This window comes from Staphylococcus sp. ACRSN, assembly GCF_022346615.1.
Classification (GTDB): domain Bacteria; phylum Bacillota; class Bacilli; order Staphylococcales; family Staphylococcaceae; genus Staphylococcus.
Genome location: NZ_JAKRNS010000003.1, coordinates 133,588 through 150,040, shown reverse-complemented (window position 1 = coordinate 150,040; position 16,453 = coordinate 133,588). Strand labels below are relative to the sequence as shown.

The 16,453-nt window shown below is 31.7% G+C and carries 12 protein-coding genes; 1 reads left to right on the top strand and 11 read right to left on the bottom strand.

Annotated elements, in window-relative coordinates; all coding sequences use genetic code 11:
- Positions 1-74: 74 nt before the first annotated feature.
- The 11 genes from dnaI to MHZ36_RS04135 all read right to left on the bottom strand — a co-directional run bounded on the left by dnaI (position 75) and on the right by MHZ36_RS04135 (position 14,619).
- The gene (gene dnaI / locus MHZ36_RS04190; protein WP_239229813.1) at positions 75-998 is read right to left on the bottom strand and encodes a primosomal protein DnaI; all 924 of its coding nucleotides are present in this window, start codon (positions 996-998) and stop codon (positions 75-77) included.
- 3 nt (positions 999-1,001) lie between these two features.
- Positions 1,002-2,375 carry a replicative helicase loading/DNA remodeling protein DnaB gene (locus tag MHZ36_RS04185; protein WP_239229812.1) on the bottom strand — a complete coding sequence of 458 codons (1,374 nt, stop codon included), beginning with the start codon at positions 2,373-2,375 and terminating at the stop codon, positions 1,002-1,004.
- On the bottom strand, positions 2,376-2,846 hold the full coding sequence (nrdR, locus tag MHZ36_RS04180; RefSeq protein ID WP_239229811.1) for a transcriptional regulator NrdR: 471 nt from the start codon (positions 2,844-2,846) through the stop codon (positions 2,376-2,378).
- 245 nt (positions 2,847-3,091) lie between these two features.
- Positions 3,092-4,120: a type I glyceraldehyde-3-phosphate dehydrogenase gene (gene gap / locus MHZ36_RS04175; protein ID WP_239229810.1), complete on the bottom strand. Its 1,029-nt coding sequence runs from the start codon at positions 4,118-4,120 to the stop codon at positions 3,092-3,094.
- A gap of 770 nt (positions 4,121-4,890) precedes the next feature.
- Complete coding sequence (gene coaE / locus MHZ36_RS04165) at positions 4,891-5,508, bottom strand: dephospho-CoA kinase (RefSeq protein WP_239229808.1); 618 nt, start codon at positions 5,506-5,508, stop codon at positions 4,891-4,893.
- 16 nt (positions 5,509-5,524) lie between these two features.
- Positions 5,525-6,397, bottom strand: a complete 873-nt coding sequence (gene mutM / locus MHZ36_RS04160) for a bifunctional DNA-formamidopyrimidine glycosylase/DNA-(apurinic or apyrimidinic site) lyase (protein WP_239229807.1) — start codon at positions 6,395-6,397, stop codon at positions 5,525-5,527.
- Positions 6,398-6,411: 14 nt separating this feature from the next.
- Complete coding sequence (gene polA, locus MHZ36_RS04155) at positions 6,412-9,042, bottom strand: DNA polymerase I (RefSeq protein WP_239229806.1); 2,631 nt, start codon at positions 9,040-9,042, stop codon at positions 6,412-6,414.
- 345 nt (positions 9,043-9,387) lie between these two features.
- Positions 9,388-11,088, bottom strand: coding sequence for a two-component system histidine kinase PnpS (gene pnpS, locus MHZ36_RS04150; RefSeq protein ID WP_239229804.1), 1,701 nt, complete (start codon positions 11,086-11,088; stop codon positions 9,388-9,390).
- On the bottom strand, positions 11,088-11,798 hold the full coding sequence (locus MHZ36_RS04145) for a response regulator transcription factor (RefSeq protein ID WP_239229803.1): 711 nt from the start codon (positions 11,796-11,798) through the stop codon (positions 11,088-11,090). Before MHZ36_RS04145 ends, pnpS begins: the two co-directional genes overlap by 1 nt.
- A 339-nt stretch (positions 11,799-12,137) precedes the next feature.
- Positions 12,138-13,403 carry an NADP-dependent isocitrate dehydrogenase gene (gene icd / locus MHZ36_RS04140; protein ID WP_239229802.1) on the bottom strand — a complete coding sequence of 422 codons (1,266 nt, stop codon included), beginning with the start codon at positions 13,401-13,403 and terminating at the stop codon, positions 12,138-12,140.
- Between the two features lie 97 nt (positions 13,404-13,500).
- Positions 13,501-14,619 carry a citrate synthase gene (locus MHZ36_RS04135; RefSeq protein ID WP_239229801.1) on the bottom strand — a complete coding sequence of 373 codons (1,119 nt, stop codon included), beginning with the start codon at positions 14,617-14,619 and terminating at the stop codon, positions 13,501-13,503.
- Between the two features lie 359 nt (positions 14,620-14,978).
- Here MHZ36_RS04135 and MHZ36_RS04130 point away from each other — a divergent pair, with 359 nt between their 5' ends.
- Positions 14,979-16,334: an amino acid permease gene (locus MHZ36_RS04130; RefSeq protein WP_239229800.1), complete on the top strand. Its 1,356-nt coding sequence runs from the start codon at positions 14,979-14,981 to the stop codon at positions 16,332-16,334.
- Positions 16,335-16,453 lie beyond the last annotated feature (119 nt).

Below are 16,453 nucleotides of genomic sequence, written 5' to 3'. Positions count from 1 at the left end.
ACTGATTCATCATGTCTTTGACAATTTCATATTGATTTAGATTTATCTATATTATACAACAATTATGCAATAATTCAATCATTCCTATAATTTTTTCCTTCTAAGTAGTATGGTGTAGCTAAAGATTTAATACGTTCCATAATTCTTGCAGCTTTCGTCTTTTCAGTGCCATCCCTAGTTACAGAAAGATGATGTGCGAGTTCTTCAAAGTTAAGATTAGATGTAAAAAATGTTGGTAACTCTTGGACCATACGATAGTGTAGAAGTGGTCCAATCACCTCGTCACGTGCCCATGGTGTAATTTCTTCAGCACCAATATCGTCTAGCATTAATATATTAGCTTCTCTAACTCTAGACAGTTTAGATTCAAACGAACCGTCTTTAAATCCACCTTTTAATGTTCGAATAAATTCAGGTAAATATACAATAGTTGAAGGGATTTTTTTAGTTTTTAATTGATTTGCGATAGCACCCATTATAAATGATTTACCAGTTCCAAAAGGACCATATAAATATAAACCCTTAATAGGTGATTCGTTGTTAGTAATTTGCTCACAAACTTTGTTGACTGCCATAGCAACATCTAGCCTATCTCTTTCATACATATAAATATCTTCTAGTTTGGCATTCAACGTATCACGTTGCATATGATGTGAAGTGATTAAATGAGAATTGAATTTTTCTTCGTCGTGTTTGATCTTACAAGGACATGGTAAATATTTAATTTTTATATGTCCTTGCTCTATATATAACTCTGGCACATGTCCTTTAACAAAATTAGGGCATTGTTCAAATGCATGCCCATCATAATGTTTCTGTTGATCTTTATATTCTTGTAATATATTTAAGTCTTCATCAATCATCGCATTTGTTAGGTCCTTTTGATTATTCTCTAAAAAAACCTTTACATCTGGATCATTTATTACATCTTTTTTTATTTTGGCAATACGTTTTGAAAAATTATTTGAATCTCCCATTATATTACTAAATGATTTCATAATTTATTCCTCCTTCCACTGTTGCTTTAGATGTTTGAGAAATGCTTCTCGATCTGCTTTTAATTTTTCGTCCTCTTCAGGTTTATTTTCAGATTTCATTTCATTACTTTCATTCTCTTTCGCTTCTAACCATTTTGGAGTCATTTCTCTAGAGGCAAGTTGACGTTGTTTGTATTTAGGCATTTGATTTCGTGGTTCTGTTTGAGCCTGATTTACTTTCAATGCATGTTGATATGCTTGTTCCGCTGTCTTAATGCCTTTTTTCTTCCAATTCGAAGCAATCTCTAAAATATATGTTTTAGGTAGTTTCATATCTTCTTTTAACATTACAAATTGCAATAATACATTAATCACACCAAAAGATAGTTGTTCTCTTTCGACTAAATCTTCTATCATAAACTTTTGTTGGGCAGTCGGTTCAGATTCAGACCATGAAGCTAACATATCAATAGGACTTGTTTCTTCCAATTGCTGCAACCAACTTTGCTGTTCGTTTTTCACTTCAACTTTATTTGTTGAAACACTTTTTATATCAGAATCTACCTTTTTCTCTAATTTAGGTAAATTTTGTTCATGCTCTATTAAATAATACGTTCTAGCATGCTTTCTTAATTCTTCAAAAGATAATTCTTGTGCACTCGTTATGGATTTTAATATGATGCGTTTCATTGCCTCTGGTGTTAGACCATAAAGTGTAGCTAATTGTGTAATTAAATTTTTCGCTTCTTTATTGATAATTTTTTTGCTTATAAAATGTGTTTGCAACAAATCAAATAATGTCTCAAAATCAAATTTTACATCAGAGAGTTCAATACCCTCATAAGGTTCATCCTCAGGAATAAGGCTCGTATCGACATGTACATGATGATTCGGCACTTTAAATACATCAGTAAAATTCCTTGTGACTTCCTGAAAATGCTGTAATGAGACTTTATTTTGTTCTTCAAAATACAATTTCAACTGTTGATACCTTTGTTTACTCACTTCACTATATAAATATACGGAGAGCATAGGATCACTAAAGAATTGTTTAGCAGATGGTGGTTGTACAAGGTGATAAATAAAGGAAGAATGTTGTTCATCGTGTTTAACATAAGATTTCATTAAACCTATACCTTCTAATACGTCCATTTGTTTACGAAATTCTAATAAATTGATCTTTAACTCGCTCATAATTATATAATGTGTGTTTATCGAATCTGACGATTGATTAACAAATTGATTTAAATAATGATATAAACCGATAGCATCTGGACCGATAAGCGGTGTGAACAGTCGATTTAAAATTTGCAAGTGTTGTTGATTAATCTCAAAATTTCGAACCACTCTAAAATTATCATGTGGACGTAATCCATAATCATACGATTGTAAATCCATTTACGAATCACTCCGTTTATTTTCAGCTAATATTCCTTGCATCGACTGTAATAATTGATCGACATCTTTAAACTCTTTATAAACTGATGCAAACCTAACATAAGATACTTGGTCCACATGCATCAATAAATTCATCACATGCTCACCAATTTCACGAGAAGAAATTTCCGCTTGTCCAGCATCTCGTAATTGCCATTCCACATTATTTGTAATTTCTTCTAATTGTTCGTAACGTACTGGTCTTTTTTCACATGAACGCACGAGTCCGTTTAATATTTTTTCACGTAAAAACTGCTCTCTAGTACCATCTTTCTTCACGACAATTAATGGTCTTTTCTCTATATGTTCAAAAGTAGTGAAACGTGTCCCACACTTCTCGCATTCTCTTCTTCTACGAATCGCATTTACTTCATCAGCATGTCTTGAGTCAACGACACGTGATTGCGTCGAATTACATTTCGGGCATTTCATCGTCTTATCACCCTCCCAATTTGATTAATATTCATTATACTATAAATATTGATAGCACAAAAGAATGGCATCACACTTGGTCAGATAGTGTTAAATTAACTTGTTTTATTATATGAAAATTTTTATTTTACACTATCAACGGTTCATTTTTAATATATTTTTTCTTCACAATATAAAAACTCTTATAAATAACATTGAATAAAACATCATGTTATTTATAAGAGTTGTTTTACTTTTTATCGCAATTATGAATTAACTACTGCAGATGCTTTATCAGCAATTAATATACCAATTTGTGCCGCTACTTCTACGACTCTATTTGAATATCCCCATTCATTATCATACCAAGCAATAACTTTAACCTTATTATCCCCCATCACCATTGTACTTTGTGTGTCTATAATGGCTGAATGTGAATTCGTGTTAAAATCCATTGATACTAAAGGTGCGTCTTCAGTTGAAATCACATTACCTAATGTATTGACTTTAAATGCTTCATTAACTTCTTCAACAGTCACTGATTTTTCTAAATCTACAACTAAATCAACTAATGATACATTCTTCGTTGGTACTCTTAAAGCCATACCATGTAATTTACCTTCCAATTCAGGCAATACTTCTTTGAGTGCTTTCGCAGCTCCAGTAGACGTTGGAATAATACTTTCATTACAAGATCTAGCTCTTCGTAAATCCTTGTGCGGATTGTCAATATTGTTTTGGTCGTTGGTAATTGCATGAACTGTAGTCATCAATCCATTTTCAATTCCAAATTGATCATTTAATACTTTTGCAACAGGACCTATGCAATTTGTTGTGCATGATGCATTACTAAAAATATCGAAAGATTCAATATCTAATTTATCATCATTCACTCCTTTAACAATCATTTGTACGTCGCCACCTTTGGATGGTCCAGTTAACAATACTTTCTTTGCACCAGCATTTATATGTGCAATTGCTTTATCACCGTGATTAAATTTACCAGTTGCTTCAATGACAACATCGATACCCATTGTCTTCCAAGGTAAATTTTCAGGATTTCTATCAGAAACCAATTTAATTTCATGATTATCCACTTTGATACCATCTTCAACAGGTTCAACTGTTAAATCGTATGTACCATGAGTCGTATCGTAATTAATCAAATGAGCAATTGTTTCCGGAGGGTAGCTTGCATTAATTGCCACCACATTTAAGTTTTTGTTTTTCAATGCGATTCTTAATACCATTCTTCCGATTCTGCCCATACCGTTAATTGCAATATTTGTAGCCATTAAAAGCACCCCTCATCTTTGTGTTATACTTTATGGAAATAGTATAACATAAATCTTTAAATAAGAAAGCGTTTTCTTTCGGGAATTTTAAATTTTTTATTTTACCTTGAATAGATCTAACTTGAATTTCTATTTTACTGAAATTAGGAAAATTAAAGTAAAATGTAGTCCTCATTTTTTATTAAAGCATTTTAACCTATCACTGTAATTATAACGACAGTAATAGGTGCAGCCTTATAGGTCATTCGGTCATTTTGACATACATTTTCATTGAACTAATATCTCGCATGATCATTTCAATAGATTATATTTTAAATAAAATGACTGGGACATTAATCCCAGAAAAGAAACACACAGATAAATTAATTCAATTTATCTGTGTGCTTTTTATTCAATACTTCGCAATATTAGCTCGCTTTCATAGAGGACAGTTTCTGCCTCTAGTCATCAGCTTGTCTTGTTCACTCAAAAGTCTCGTTAAAATACTTCATATTTATATGTGATTTTACATCGAACTACTTAAAAATTACGCGAAATAATAACTGAGAATATTAAAAAGGCAATTTCTATATTCTTACAATAGAAATTACCTTCTTATACTTGCCCAAGAACTTTATGTCTTAGACTCTACATGAACTGACAATTGCTAATCTGAATTTAATCATCATTACTATTGTCGTACAAGTATTATTTAATTTGAATTTCAAACAACCTATTCATCATTCATTTAACAAAAATAAAATGCTCGCTCAACTTATTATTTAATATAATTATATATCAATAGATTCACTTTCAATATAACCTTCTTCGATTAAAAGTTCCTCAACATTTTGTTTTAATTCTAATTTTGTATCTCTATTATCAATGACATGGTCTGCCATTCGTCGTTTTTTATCAATCGAAATTTGGCTTAATACGCGTGATTTAGCGTCTTCTAAACTTAAATCATTTCGTTCCATCAATCGATCAATTTGAATACTTTCAGATGTATAAACGAGCCAAACTTCATCAACAGTATCTTGTAGCTCATTTTCATAGAGTAATGGTATATCCATAATCACATTATACCCTTGTTCCAAATATTCATTTTTCTCTTTCTCCATAATATCATGTACGATTGGATGTACAATTGCATTTAATTCCAATCGTTTTTCTGGTTGATTGAAAATAAGTTCCCCAACATATTTTCTATCCATTTCACCATTAGATTGAATGGCTTCTTTTCCAAATTGATCCCTTATTTGAGCAAGACCAGTTGTTCCTTTTTCTACTGCTTTTCTAGAAGCAATATCAGCATCGACAACTTTAAAACCATGTGCTGTTAACAATTCGGATACAGTTGATTTTCCAGTTGCAATACCACCAGTTAAACCTATGACTTTTGGCATAATATTCACTCTTCCTTTACTTTTGGCATGTTGGACAAAAATGACTGTTTCGAGTTGCAATAATTTGTGTCTCAATCTCAGTACCACATACTTTACATATCTTTTGTTTATATACATTTAAATGTAGTTGCATTGTACCCTTACTACCATCAGCATGAAGGTAATCCGATATGCTTGTACCTCCATTTTTTATACCCGCTTCTAATACTTCTCGAACATAATAAAATAGCATTTCTTTCTCTTGATGGTTTAATGTTTTACTCACTTTTGCAGGATGAATGCCTGCCCTAAACAATGCTTCACATGCATAAATATTTCCACAACCCGAAATAACTCTATGATCTAAAATCATTTGTTTAATCGGCTTATTTTGATACAACTTCTTATCAAACCATGATAAATAATGTGCTAAAGCTTGTGATTCAAATGGTTCAGGAGCAATTTCTAAAAATGAAGGATATGCATCAAATGATGGTACATTTCTGATTTCTCCAAATCGACGAATGTCAGAATAAACAAGCAGTTTGCCATTAGCTAATTTAAAAACAACATGCCAATGCTTTCTATAGTTAGCATTAGTGATATCCTCAATTTTATCTACAACAAAAAATCCACCTGCCATTCCTAAATGACTGATTAAAATTCTATGTTCGTTTTGTTTAGAAAGGTAAAAAACGATATATTTACTTCTTCGGTCTATTTTATCAATCACGTATTGTTGTGTGAATAATTGGAATGTATCCAACTCCATACCTTTGATAATCGTTTCTTTATGTGCTGCCTTCCCTTCTTGAACCTTTTTAGAAAAATGTACGCCTGCTATTTTTTGACCTACAACAAAAGGTTCTATTCCTCTTTTTACATGTTCAACTTCTGGTAATTCCGGCATTTTGTACCAACTTTCTATTTCGCATCATACCATGTTTTACCGTAACTAGATTCCACTTTAAGCGGCACATCTAAGTCCAATGCATTATCCATGATATCTTCTATAAATTTTTCGAATTCTGTAACTTCACTTTCAGGTAATTCAAAGATTAATTCATCGTGTACTTGCAATAATAATTTTGCATGAAAATCTGTGTTATCAATCGCATTGGCAAAATTAACCATTGCTAACTTTATTATATCTGCTGCGCTGCCCTGTATTGGCGTATTCATTGCTGTTCGTTCAGCAAAACTTCTCAAATTGAAATTTCTACTCGTTATGTCAGGGATATAGCGTCTTCTATGCAGTAATGTTTCAACATAACCATCTGCTTTGCAGTCTTTGACGATATCTTCCATATATTGTTTAACACCTGGGAAACTATCTAAATAATCATCAATAAACTGCTTTGCTTGTTTTCTTGTTATACCTAAACTTTGACTTAAACCATAATCGCTAATTCCGTATACAATACCGAAGTTTACTGCCTTAGCTTGACGACGCATCATACCATTGACTTCATCTTGTTGAACATCGAATACTTTCATTGCAGTTGCAGTATGAATATCTTCATCATTAATGAAAGCTTGCATCATGCTTTCATCTTGTGTAATATGCGCTAATACACGTAGTTCAATCTGTGAATAATCGGCAGAAAAGATAACATTATTTTCATCAGTTGATTTAAATGCTTTTCTAATTTTTCTACCTTCTTCTAGTCGTATTGGTATATTTTGCAAGTTAGGGTCAATTGATGACAGTCTTCCAGTTTGAGCTAAAGTCTGATTAAAACGAGTATGAATACGATTATCTTGACTAATAACTTTTTGCAAACCTTCAACATATGTTGATTGTAACTTTGCTAGTTGTCTATACTCTAAGATAAATTCAATAATCGGATGCTCACCTTTTAATTGTTCAAGCACATCCACTGCTGTTGAATAACCCGTCTTTGTTTTCTTTATTACTGGAAGTTGTAAATTCTCAAATAATACAACTCCCAACTGTTTAGGCGAATTAATATTAAATGATTCCCCAGCTGCATCATAAATATTTTGTATCAAGTCATCTAGTTTGCTTTGAATTTCTTTTTCCATAGCTTGTAAATCATTAACATCTGTGTAGATTCCAATTTCTTCCATTTGACTCAATATCTCTGCTAGCGGCAATTCTAAATCAAATAACAGTTCCTCTTGATTATATTCAGCAAGTTGTTCACTCATCAATGGATGAGATTGATGTATCGACTCTATAATTGTAGCAACATAATGATTTAATATTGTATCATCTGGCACTTGTCTCTTTTTTCCTTTACCGTATACGTTCACACTTTCTTGAACATAATATTGTCCATAATGCGAAACAACAGAATGTACATCATCAATACTACGCGACGGATCGATAATATAACTTGCTAACATAATATCAAAACTTATATTTTTAATATCTATATTTAACCGATGCGCGGTAATATATGATTTTTTAGCATCATAAACAATTTTTTCAGTTTCGCTATTCTCTAACCATTTTATTAGATTTTCATCTTCATGCATGATACTTGCATCTATTACAACGTAATGCGTCCCATCAAATAATCCAAATTTTAATATCTCATCTTTTAAATAGTTTGTACCATCTAACTCAAAATGTATATTGGCCGTTTTCAATGATTTAAAATCAATGTTTTTAAAATCAGTTTCGACATTAATTTCTTTTTCTTCTATATTGTCAGCAGTACCGTCTACATCAATTTGATCTAAAAGTTGTTTAAATTCTAGTTTTTTGAATAATTCTATTTTTGCAGACTCATCTAATGAATCTGGAAGTTTGGTATCGTCTATTTTCACTTCAATTGGACTTTCACAATTAATTGTTGCTAATGCTTTACTCATAATTGCATCATCTTTACTATTTTCAAGCTTTTCTTTCAATTTTTTACCGGATACATTGTCAATATTTTCATAAACATGTTCTACTGTAGTAAATTGTTTCAACAATTTTATAGCCGTCTTTTCACCAACACCAGCTACACCAGGAATATTATCTGATGTATCACCCATCAAACCTTTCATATCAATGATTTGATTTGGTACTAACCCATCGTATTTCTCTGCAATAAAGGCAGGTGTATAATGATCAACATCAGTGACACCTTTTTTCGTATAATAAATCGTAACATTATCGGTAGCTAGTTGTGTCAAATCACGATCACCAGTGACAATGATCGTTTCGAATCCAGCTTGGTCTGCTTCTTTGCTTAAAGTACCGATAATATCATCAGCCTCATAATTATCTAACTCATAACGCTTTATTTGATAAGCGTCTAATAACTGACGTACATAAGGGAATTGTTCACTTAATTCTGGTGGTGTCTTTTGACGCCCACCTTTATATTCACCATATGTTTCATGTCTGAATGTCGTCTTTCCAGCATCAAATGCCACTAAGAAATGTGTAGGTTGTTCTTCTTTAATTATTTTCTCTAGTAACATCGCAAAACCATATACGGCATTTGTGTGTATCCCTGCCTTATTTTGTAAAAGTGGTAATGCATAAAAAGCTCTAAAGCTAAGACTATTACCATCAATTAAGACTAGTTTATTCAATATATTAACCTCCAACACATATTTTCCTTTCATTTTATCATAAATATACTTTTAATCCGTATTGATTCGCAGTAATTATCTGCGTTTAAAAATAAAGTTATCTAATAGAGAAACCTTTCACTTTCAAAAGTTATATCCAACGATTCTGAACTACACTTTGATGAGCAAAAAACTATGTACAATAATATATTTACCTCTTTAAATTACATAATGATGCTTCGATTTAACATATAGAATAGAATTTGAAATAATTTATTTCTATGCACGTTGACATTCAACTAATTATTTATAACAGCCAGCTACAATAAAACAACCGACCTAAATTAGATCGGTTGTTTTTCAATATTACTCTTCATCTTTTTCAAAAAATGTTGCTATGAAAGTTGAACCTTCATTTGGTTTACTCACTACATTAATTCTTCCATTATGTGCTTCCATAATATGTTTTGTAATAGATAACCCTAATCCAGTACCACCGCTATCTCTACTTCGGGCTTTATCCACTCTATAAAATCGTTCAAAAATATGCTTTTGATTTTCCTCGTCAATGCCCATTCCAAAATCTTGTACTTCTAAAATACGTTTGTTCATTTCTTTATAGACTCTGACAATGACCTGACTAGATTCTACAGAATAACTAATAGCATTAGATAATAAGTTAATTGCAACTTGTGACACTTTATCCTTATTTGCATCGATGACGATGTCAGAATCAATTTCATCTATAATTGTAATATTTTTATCTTCAGCTATTGTATACATATTTTGAATTGTTGATTTTGCGATATCCGATAGACTTACAAGTTCTGTTTCAATTTCTGTTTGCTGTTCTACATGCGAAAGCTCTAGTAAATCAAACACCAATGTTTCAATGCGATCCGATTCCTTTGAAATGATATTTAAAAAGTCTGTTAGCGTTTGTTCATCATTTTTCGCACCATCTAATAATGTTTCTGCAAAACCTTTGATAGATGTGATAGGTGTTTTCAATTCATGTGATACATTTGCTACAAACTCTCGACGTAAATTTTCTAATTTTTTCAAATTTGTAATATCGTGTAACACTAAAACCATGCCATAGAGATGCTTTTTAGATTTAGATAAAATAGGCACACATGCAGTATCAAAATACTTTTGATGAACTTGATTCAATGTTAACTCAACTTGATCATACACTGGCTTTTCAACTTTAAAAGCCTCAGTTATCAATTTTTGAATTTTTACATCTATAAAATCACTATAACTTCTATGTTCAACAGCCTCATCAGGAGTAAACACTTCATAATACGCACGATTTGCAACTACAATTTCACCATATTTATCAATCATTAATATAGAACTCGGTATATTTTCAACAGTAGTTTTTAATCTATTAGATTGTAATTTTTGTTTGTGATTTAGCAATTGTAACTTCCTTGCTAATTCATTTGTCGTTACAAATAGTTCTCGTGTTTCCTTCACATTACTTTCTGGAACACGTACATGATAATATCCTTCTGCCAATAAATTAGTGGCATATGTCACTTCATTTATTGGTCTGATATACGTACGATTAATACTTCTAACAACTGCAAACATAATAATAAGAACGAATAAACCAATCAAAGCAATATATTTCCATATTTTAATTTGCAAATCAAGAATATAATTGTTGATACCACTAATATAAATTTGTTTATCTTCTAAATCTGTATGAAATGTAAAGCGTCGATCGTTATGTACATTGTCGTAAATTAATGTTGAAGGATTCGCTTCATTATATATCTCTTTATTTATCGTTAGCCCTTTTTTTGTTGTAAATAACACTTCATCTTTTTCTTTAATTTCTACGGTAAGTTTTTCATTTTTAGCAATATTTATAATCTCAGATTTCTTTTCCTGATTATATAGATTTAATATATGTTGAGCTTGATGTTCCAAATCACCATTTTGGCTATTCGAAATTGTATTATAAACGACATGTGAAATGATTGCTCCTAAGGCTAAAAAACTAAGGATTACAATCGTACACAAAAGAAATAAGAGTCGTTGATGAAATTTCAACATTAAACCTTAGGTCTTTCTAACTTGTACCCTAAACCACGTACAGTTTTAATTAATTTAGGTTGCTTAGGATTTTCTTCTAACTTATCTCTTAAGTGACTGATATGTACATCTACTATACGTGAATCCCCTGCAAATTCATAATTCCAAACTGAGTTTAACATATGTTCACGCGTGATTACTCGTCCTTGTCTTTCTATTAAATACAATAACAGTTCAAACTCTTTAGGCGTTAATTCTAATAACACATCATCTCTATACACTTCAAAGTACTCTGGTCTAATTCGTATCGAACCAATAATAATATCTGATTCATCATCTTCTATTGTTTTTGCTTCATTTATCATTGCAGATCTTCTTAAAATTGCTTTTACTCTTGCCACTACTTCTCTTGGAGAAAATGGTTTAGTCATATAGTCATCTGCACCAAGTTCGAGACCAAGAACCCTATCAAATTCATCATCTTTTGCCGTTAACATTAGTATTGGCACCAGATTTTTATCCGATCTAATTGTCTTACAAACTTCAATACCATCCTTTTTGGGAAGCATAACATCTAATACGACTAATTCTGGATTTGTAGTGTTTACTTTGTCTAATGCTTCTTCTCCATCATAAGCAACATCTACTATGTATCCTGCTTGCTCTAAATTGTATTTTAACAATGTTACAATAGATTGTTCATCATCTACTACAAGTACTTTTTGTGACATAATGTACCTCCATATTTATGTTTACATGTTGATTATAACTTAAGTTTTAATAAAAATAACATAGTTTAAACGATATTTACATAAACTTTACATTAAGCTCATATTTGCATAATATTAAGTAATTGTTAAAGTATCATTTTCTGTCTATAAAGACTGCACTATGCATTTTAAAATACTTATATATGTTATTCCTTAAAACCTGCTTCATAAAACCTTAACATTTAAAATAAATAAATATAAAATTATCAATAAAAAACGAGCGTTGTTTCAAAAAAGATTGATACGAAATATAAAAAGACCTGGTTGCTATTAAACAAGCAAACCAGGTCTTATTTGAAATTATAGGTTTTTAATTAATTCATCACCGAATTCTGAAGTTGATACTTCTTTTGCACCATCCATTAAACGTGCAAAGTCATACGTTACAACTTTAGAAGCGATTGTTTTTTCGATTGAAGCAGTAATCTTATCTGCAGCTTCTTGCCAACCTAAGTGTTCTAACATTAATGTTGCACTTAAGATTTCTGAAGAAGGGTTAACTTTGTTTAAATCTGCATATTTTGGAGCTGTTCCATGTGTTGCTTCAAAAATTGCATGTCCTGTTTCGTAGTTAATATTCGCTCCAGGCGCAATACCAATACCACCTACTTGTGCTGCTAATGCATCAGAAACATAGTCACCATTCAAGTTCATTGTAGCTACTACATCATGATCTGATGGTCTTGTAAGAATTTGTTGTAAGAAAATGTCAGCAATTGAATCTTTGATGATAATTTTACCATCTTTTTCTGCTTTTTCTTGAGCTGCATTCGCTTTATCTTTACCTTCTTTTTCAACAATTTCATCATATTGTTGCCATGTGAATACTTTATCACCAAATTCATTATGTGCTAAATCATAGCCCCATTGTTTAAATGCACCTTCAGTGAATTTCATAATATTACCTTTGTGTACAAGCGTAAGCGATTTACGATTATTGTCTAAAGCATATTGGATAGCAGCGCGTACTAATCTTTCCGTACCTTCTTTAGAAACTGGTTTTACACCAATACCTGAAGTTTCAGGGAATCTGATATTTTTAGCTCCCATTTCATCTTGTAAGAAATCAATTAATTTCTTAGCTTCAGGTGTACCTTCTTTAAATTCAATACCCGCATAGATATCTTCAGTATTTTCACGGAAAATAACCATATCTGTATCTTCAGGTCGTTTAACAGGAGAAGGCACTCCTTGGAACCAGCGTACCGGACGTAAACAAGTAAACAAGTCTAGCTCTTGTCTTAAAGCAACATTTAATGATCGGATGCCTCCACCAATTGGTGTAGTTAAAGGTCCTTTGATTGCGATTAAATATTCATCAATCGTATCTAAAGTTTCTTGTGGTAACCATTCACCTGTTTCATCATAGGCTTTTTGTCCTGCCAATACTTCTTTCCATTCAATTTTCTTTTCACCGTTATATGCCTTTTCAACAGCAGCATCGATAACTCTACTTGCAGCTTTCCAGATATCTGGTCCGATACCGTCACCGATAATAAATGGAATAATTGGATTGTTTGGTACTGTTAAACCTTCATTTGTTTTTACTACTTTTTCTCCTGCCATGTGTAAAACCTCCGTAATATTATTTAATGGATAGTATCTTTACAACTAAACTGTAACATATCGCTACAATTTAGTTTGTTTCACTTTAGAAATAAATTTATCTTTCTTCAATTGGCTCATAAGTTCTGTTCGTTTCGCCAATATATTGAGCTCTTGGACGCATAATTCTGTTATCTCGGTATTGCTCTAAGATGTGTGCAATCCAACCAGACGTTCTGCTCACTGCAAAGATTGGCGTGAATAAATCATGTTCGATATTCATACTATGATAAACAGTAGCACTAAAGAAATCGACATTTGCGATTAATCCTTTTTCTGCTTTCATTTTATCTGCAATTTTCACTGAGATATCAAACAATTGACTTTGCCCAGTTTCAGAAGTTATCTTTCTACTCATTTCTTTTAAATACTTAGCTCTTGGATCTCCATCTTTATATACTCGATGACCGAAGCCCATTATCTTTTCTTTGTTCTTAATTTTGTTATCTATGTACGCATCAACTTCATCAATTGATTTTACCTCTGATAACATGCTCATTACACGTTCATTTGCACCACCATGAAGTGGTCCTTTTAATGATCCAACAGCTGCCACAATACCTGAATACATATCAGATAAAGAAGATACTGCACATCTTGCTGTGAATGTCGATGCGTTCAACTCATGATCTGCATGTAATACTAATGCTTTGTTGAAAGCTTCAATTTCAATATCAGTAGGTAGTTCTCCTCTGAGCATATACAAGAAGTTACCTGCATAATTTAAATCTTTATTAGGTTTAACAATTTCTTTATCTTGTCTTACTCGCGCATATGCAGTTACTAATGATGCAATTTTTGCTTGGATTCGTACGGCGCGTTCCATTGTTTGAGACTCATTTTCATCTTCTGCATGTGAATCAAAATGTGCAATATAAGACACTGAAGTTCTTAAAGCAGTCATTGGGTGTACATTACTCGTTGCATACTCTTTAAAATGATTGTAAACTCTTGGATTCAAAGTCATATACTCATAGAGTTTATCTTTAAGTTCTTGTAATTCCTCTTTATTTGGTAATCGATAATGCCATAATAAGTAAATTACTTCTTCAAATTCAGCATTTTGAGCTAAGTCATCTATATCATAGCCAGCATAAGTCAATTGACTATCAATAATAGAACTCACCTTTGTCTCAGATGCAATTACCCCTTCTAAACCTTTTTGTAACTCTGCCATATATAAATTTCCCCTTTTCTATTTCATTATGAAATGGCTTTCATAATACATTATATCCAATCTAGTCAATTTTGTGAACAACTTAAGATAGATAAAAAACATCTTCAATACCATAACATAAGAAATATTCATTTATTTATATGCCTATAATTGCTAAAACCTATAAATGGTTATATATACATTTTAATATGTAAGTTGATACACATCAATTTTTATAACTTTTCAATTCGTTATCATGTTTAATAACAAATAATTAATGTATTTTGAAACTTCTTCGTATTTTAATGTTTATAAAAATAGTTGTTTTATTTTTAATAGCATAGCATAATAATAATTAGCTAAATAAAGGAGTTATTAATATGGGGAAAAATCAATTACAAAGAGAACTAAGTAATCGTCACATTCAGCTTATTGCAATTGGGGGAGCAATAGGAACTGGACTATTCCTAGGTGCTGGACAAACTATTGCTTTAACAGGTCCGTCAATATTACTTACATACATCATAATTGGCTTTATGTTATTTATGTTTATGCGAGGATTGGGAGAAATTTTAGTTGCGAACACAAACTTCAAGTCCTTTGCAGACGTTACAAATGAATATATCGGTTCATTTGCAGGTTTCGTGACCGGTTGGACTTATTGGTTGTGCTGGATTATCACTGGTATGGCAGAAGTTACTGCCGTTGCTAAATATGTCAGTTTCTGGTTCCCGAACGTACCAAACTGGTTAAGCGCATTATTCTGTGTACTTGTCTTAATGTCATTAAACTTATTAAGCGCTAAATTATTTGGCGAATTAGAATTCTGGTTTGCAATTATAAAAATTGTCACTATTATAGCATTAATCGTTGTCGGTGCTATTATGATCATCATGGCATACAAGACACAATTTGGTCATGCATCATTAACCAACTTATATAACAATGGTGTCTTTCCTAAAGGTGTAAGTGGTTTTGTAATGTCATTCCAAATGGCACTCTTCTCATTTGTAGGAATAGAACTAATTGGTGTAACAGCTGGCGAAACTAAAGATCCAAAAACTACATTACCAAAAGCAATTAATAGCGTACCATTACGTATTTTAGTGTTTTATGTCGGTGCTTTAGCAGTAATTATGTCTATTATTCCATGGGCACAAATCAATCCTGAAGAAAGTCCTTTTGTTAGATTATTTGCGTTAATTGGGATTCCGTTTGCAGCTGGAATTATAAACTTTGTAGTTTTGACTGCTGCAGCATCTTCTTGTAATAGTGGTATCTTTTCAAATAGCCGTATGTTATTCGGCCTTTCTAAGAAGGATCAAGCGCCACCGATTTTGAGTAGCACAAATAAAAACGGTGTTCCACACATTGCAATTTTTGCATCATGTGCATTATTACTAATCGCAGCATTATTGAACTATATCATTCCAAACGCTACATTGGTGTTCACATATATTACAACTATATCAACAGTATTGTTTATAGTAGTTTGGACATTGATCACTGTAGCATATATCAATTACCACCGTCGCAATCCGGATGCACATAAAAAAGCAACATTCAAATTACCTGGTGGTAAAAATATGGCATATGTCATTTTAATATTCTTTGTATTAGTGTTCTGTTTATTATTTGTGAATGCCGATACAAGAATCGCTGTATTCTTAACACCAATTTGGTTTATCATCTTATGCTTAATGTATCTGAGGTATAAGAAAATAGAAAAATCATAATAACTTTATTAGTGTAGTTGCATAAATACATAGTTAGTTATTCAAATAATTATTCTAGAGTATTTAAAATTTAGCGGGCAACGTAATCATTGTTGTTACTATTTAAAAGACTGATTGAA

What these genes read in the sequence shown, in the direction of transcription:
- pnpS (WP_239229804.1), bottom strand. Translation starts at nt 11,088, where the DNA reads ATGTTGAAATTTCATCAACGACTCTTATTTCTTTTGTGTACGATTGTA.
- MHZ36_RS04135 (WP_239229801.1), bottom strand. Translation starts at nt 14,619, where the DNA reads ATGGCAGAGTTACAAAAAGGTTTAGAAGGGGTAATTGCATCTGAGACA.
- gap (WP_239229810.1), bottom strand. Translation starts at nt 4,120, where the DNA reads ATGGCTACAAATATTGCAATTAACGGTATGGGCAGAATCGGAAGAATG.
- MHZ36_RS04145 (WP_239229803.1), bottom strand. Translation starts at nt 11,798, where the DNA reads ATGTCACAAAAAGTACTTGTAGTAGATGATGAACAATCTATTGTAACA.
- nrdR (WP_239229811.1), bottom strand. Translation starts at nt 2,846, where the DNA reads ATGAAATGCCCGAAATGTAATTCGACGCAATCACGTGTCGTTGACTCA.
- mutM (WP_239229807.1), bottom strand. Translation starts at nt 6,397, where the DNA reads ATGCCGGAATTACCAGAAGTTGAACATGTAAAAAGAGGAATAGAACCT.
- icd (WP_239229802.1), bottom strand. Translation starts at nt 13,403, where the DNA reads ATGGCAGGAGAAAAAGTAGTAAAAACAAATGAAGGTTTAACAGTACCA.
- MHZ36_RS04130 (WP_239229800.1), top strand. Translation starts at nt 14,979, where the DNA reads ATGGGGAAAAATCAATTACAAAGAGAACTAAGTAATCGTCACATTCAG.
- dnaI (WP_239229813.1), bottom strand. Translation starts at nt 998, where the DNA reads ATGAAATCATTTAGTAATATAATGGGAGATTCAAATAATTTTTCAAAA.
- MHZ36_RS04185 (WP_239229812.1), bottom strand. Translation starts at nt 2,375, where the DNA reads ATGGATTTACAATCGTATGATTATGGATTACGTCCACATGATAATTTT.
- coaE (WP_239229808.1), bottom strand. Translation starts at nt 5,508, where the DNA reads ATGCCAAAAGTCATAGGTTTAACTGGTGGTATTGCAACTGGAAAATCA.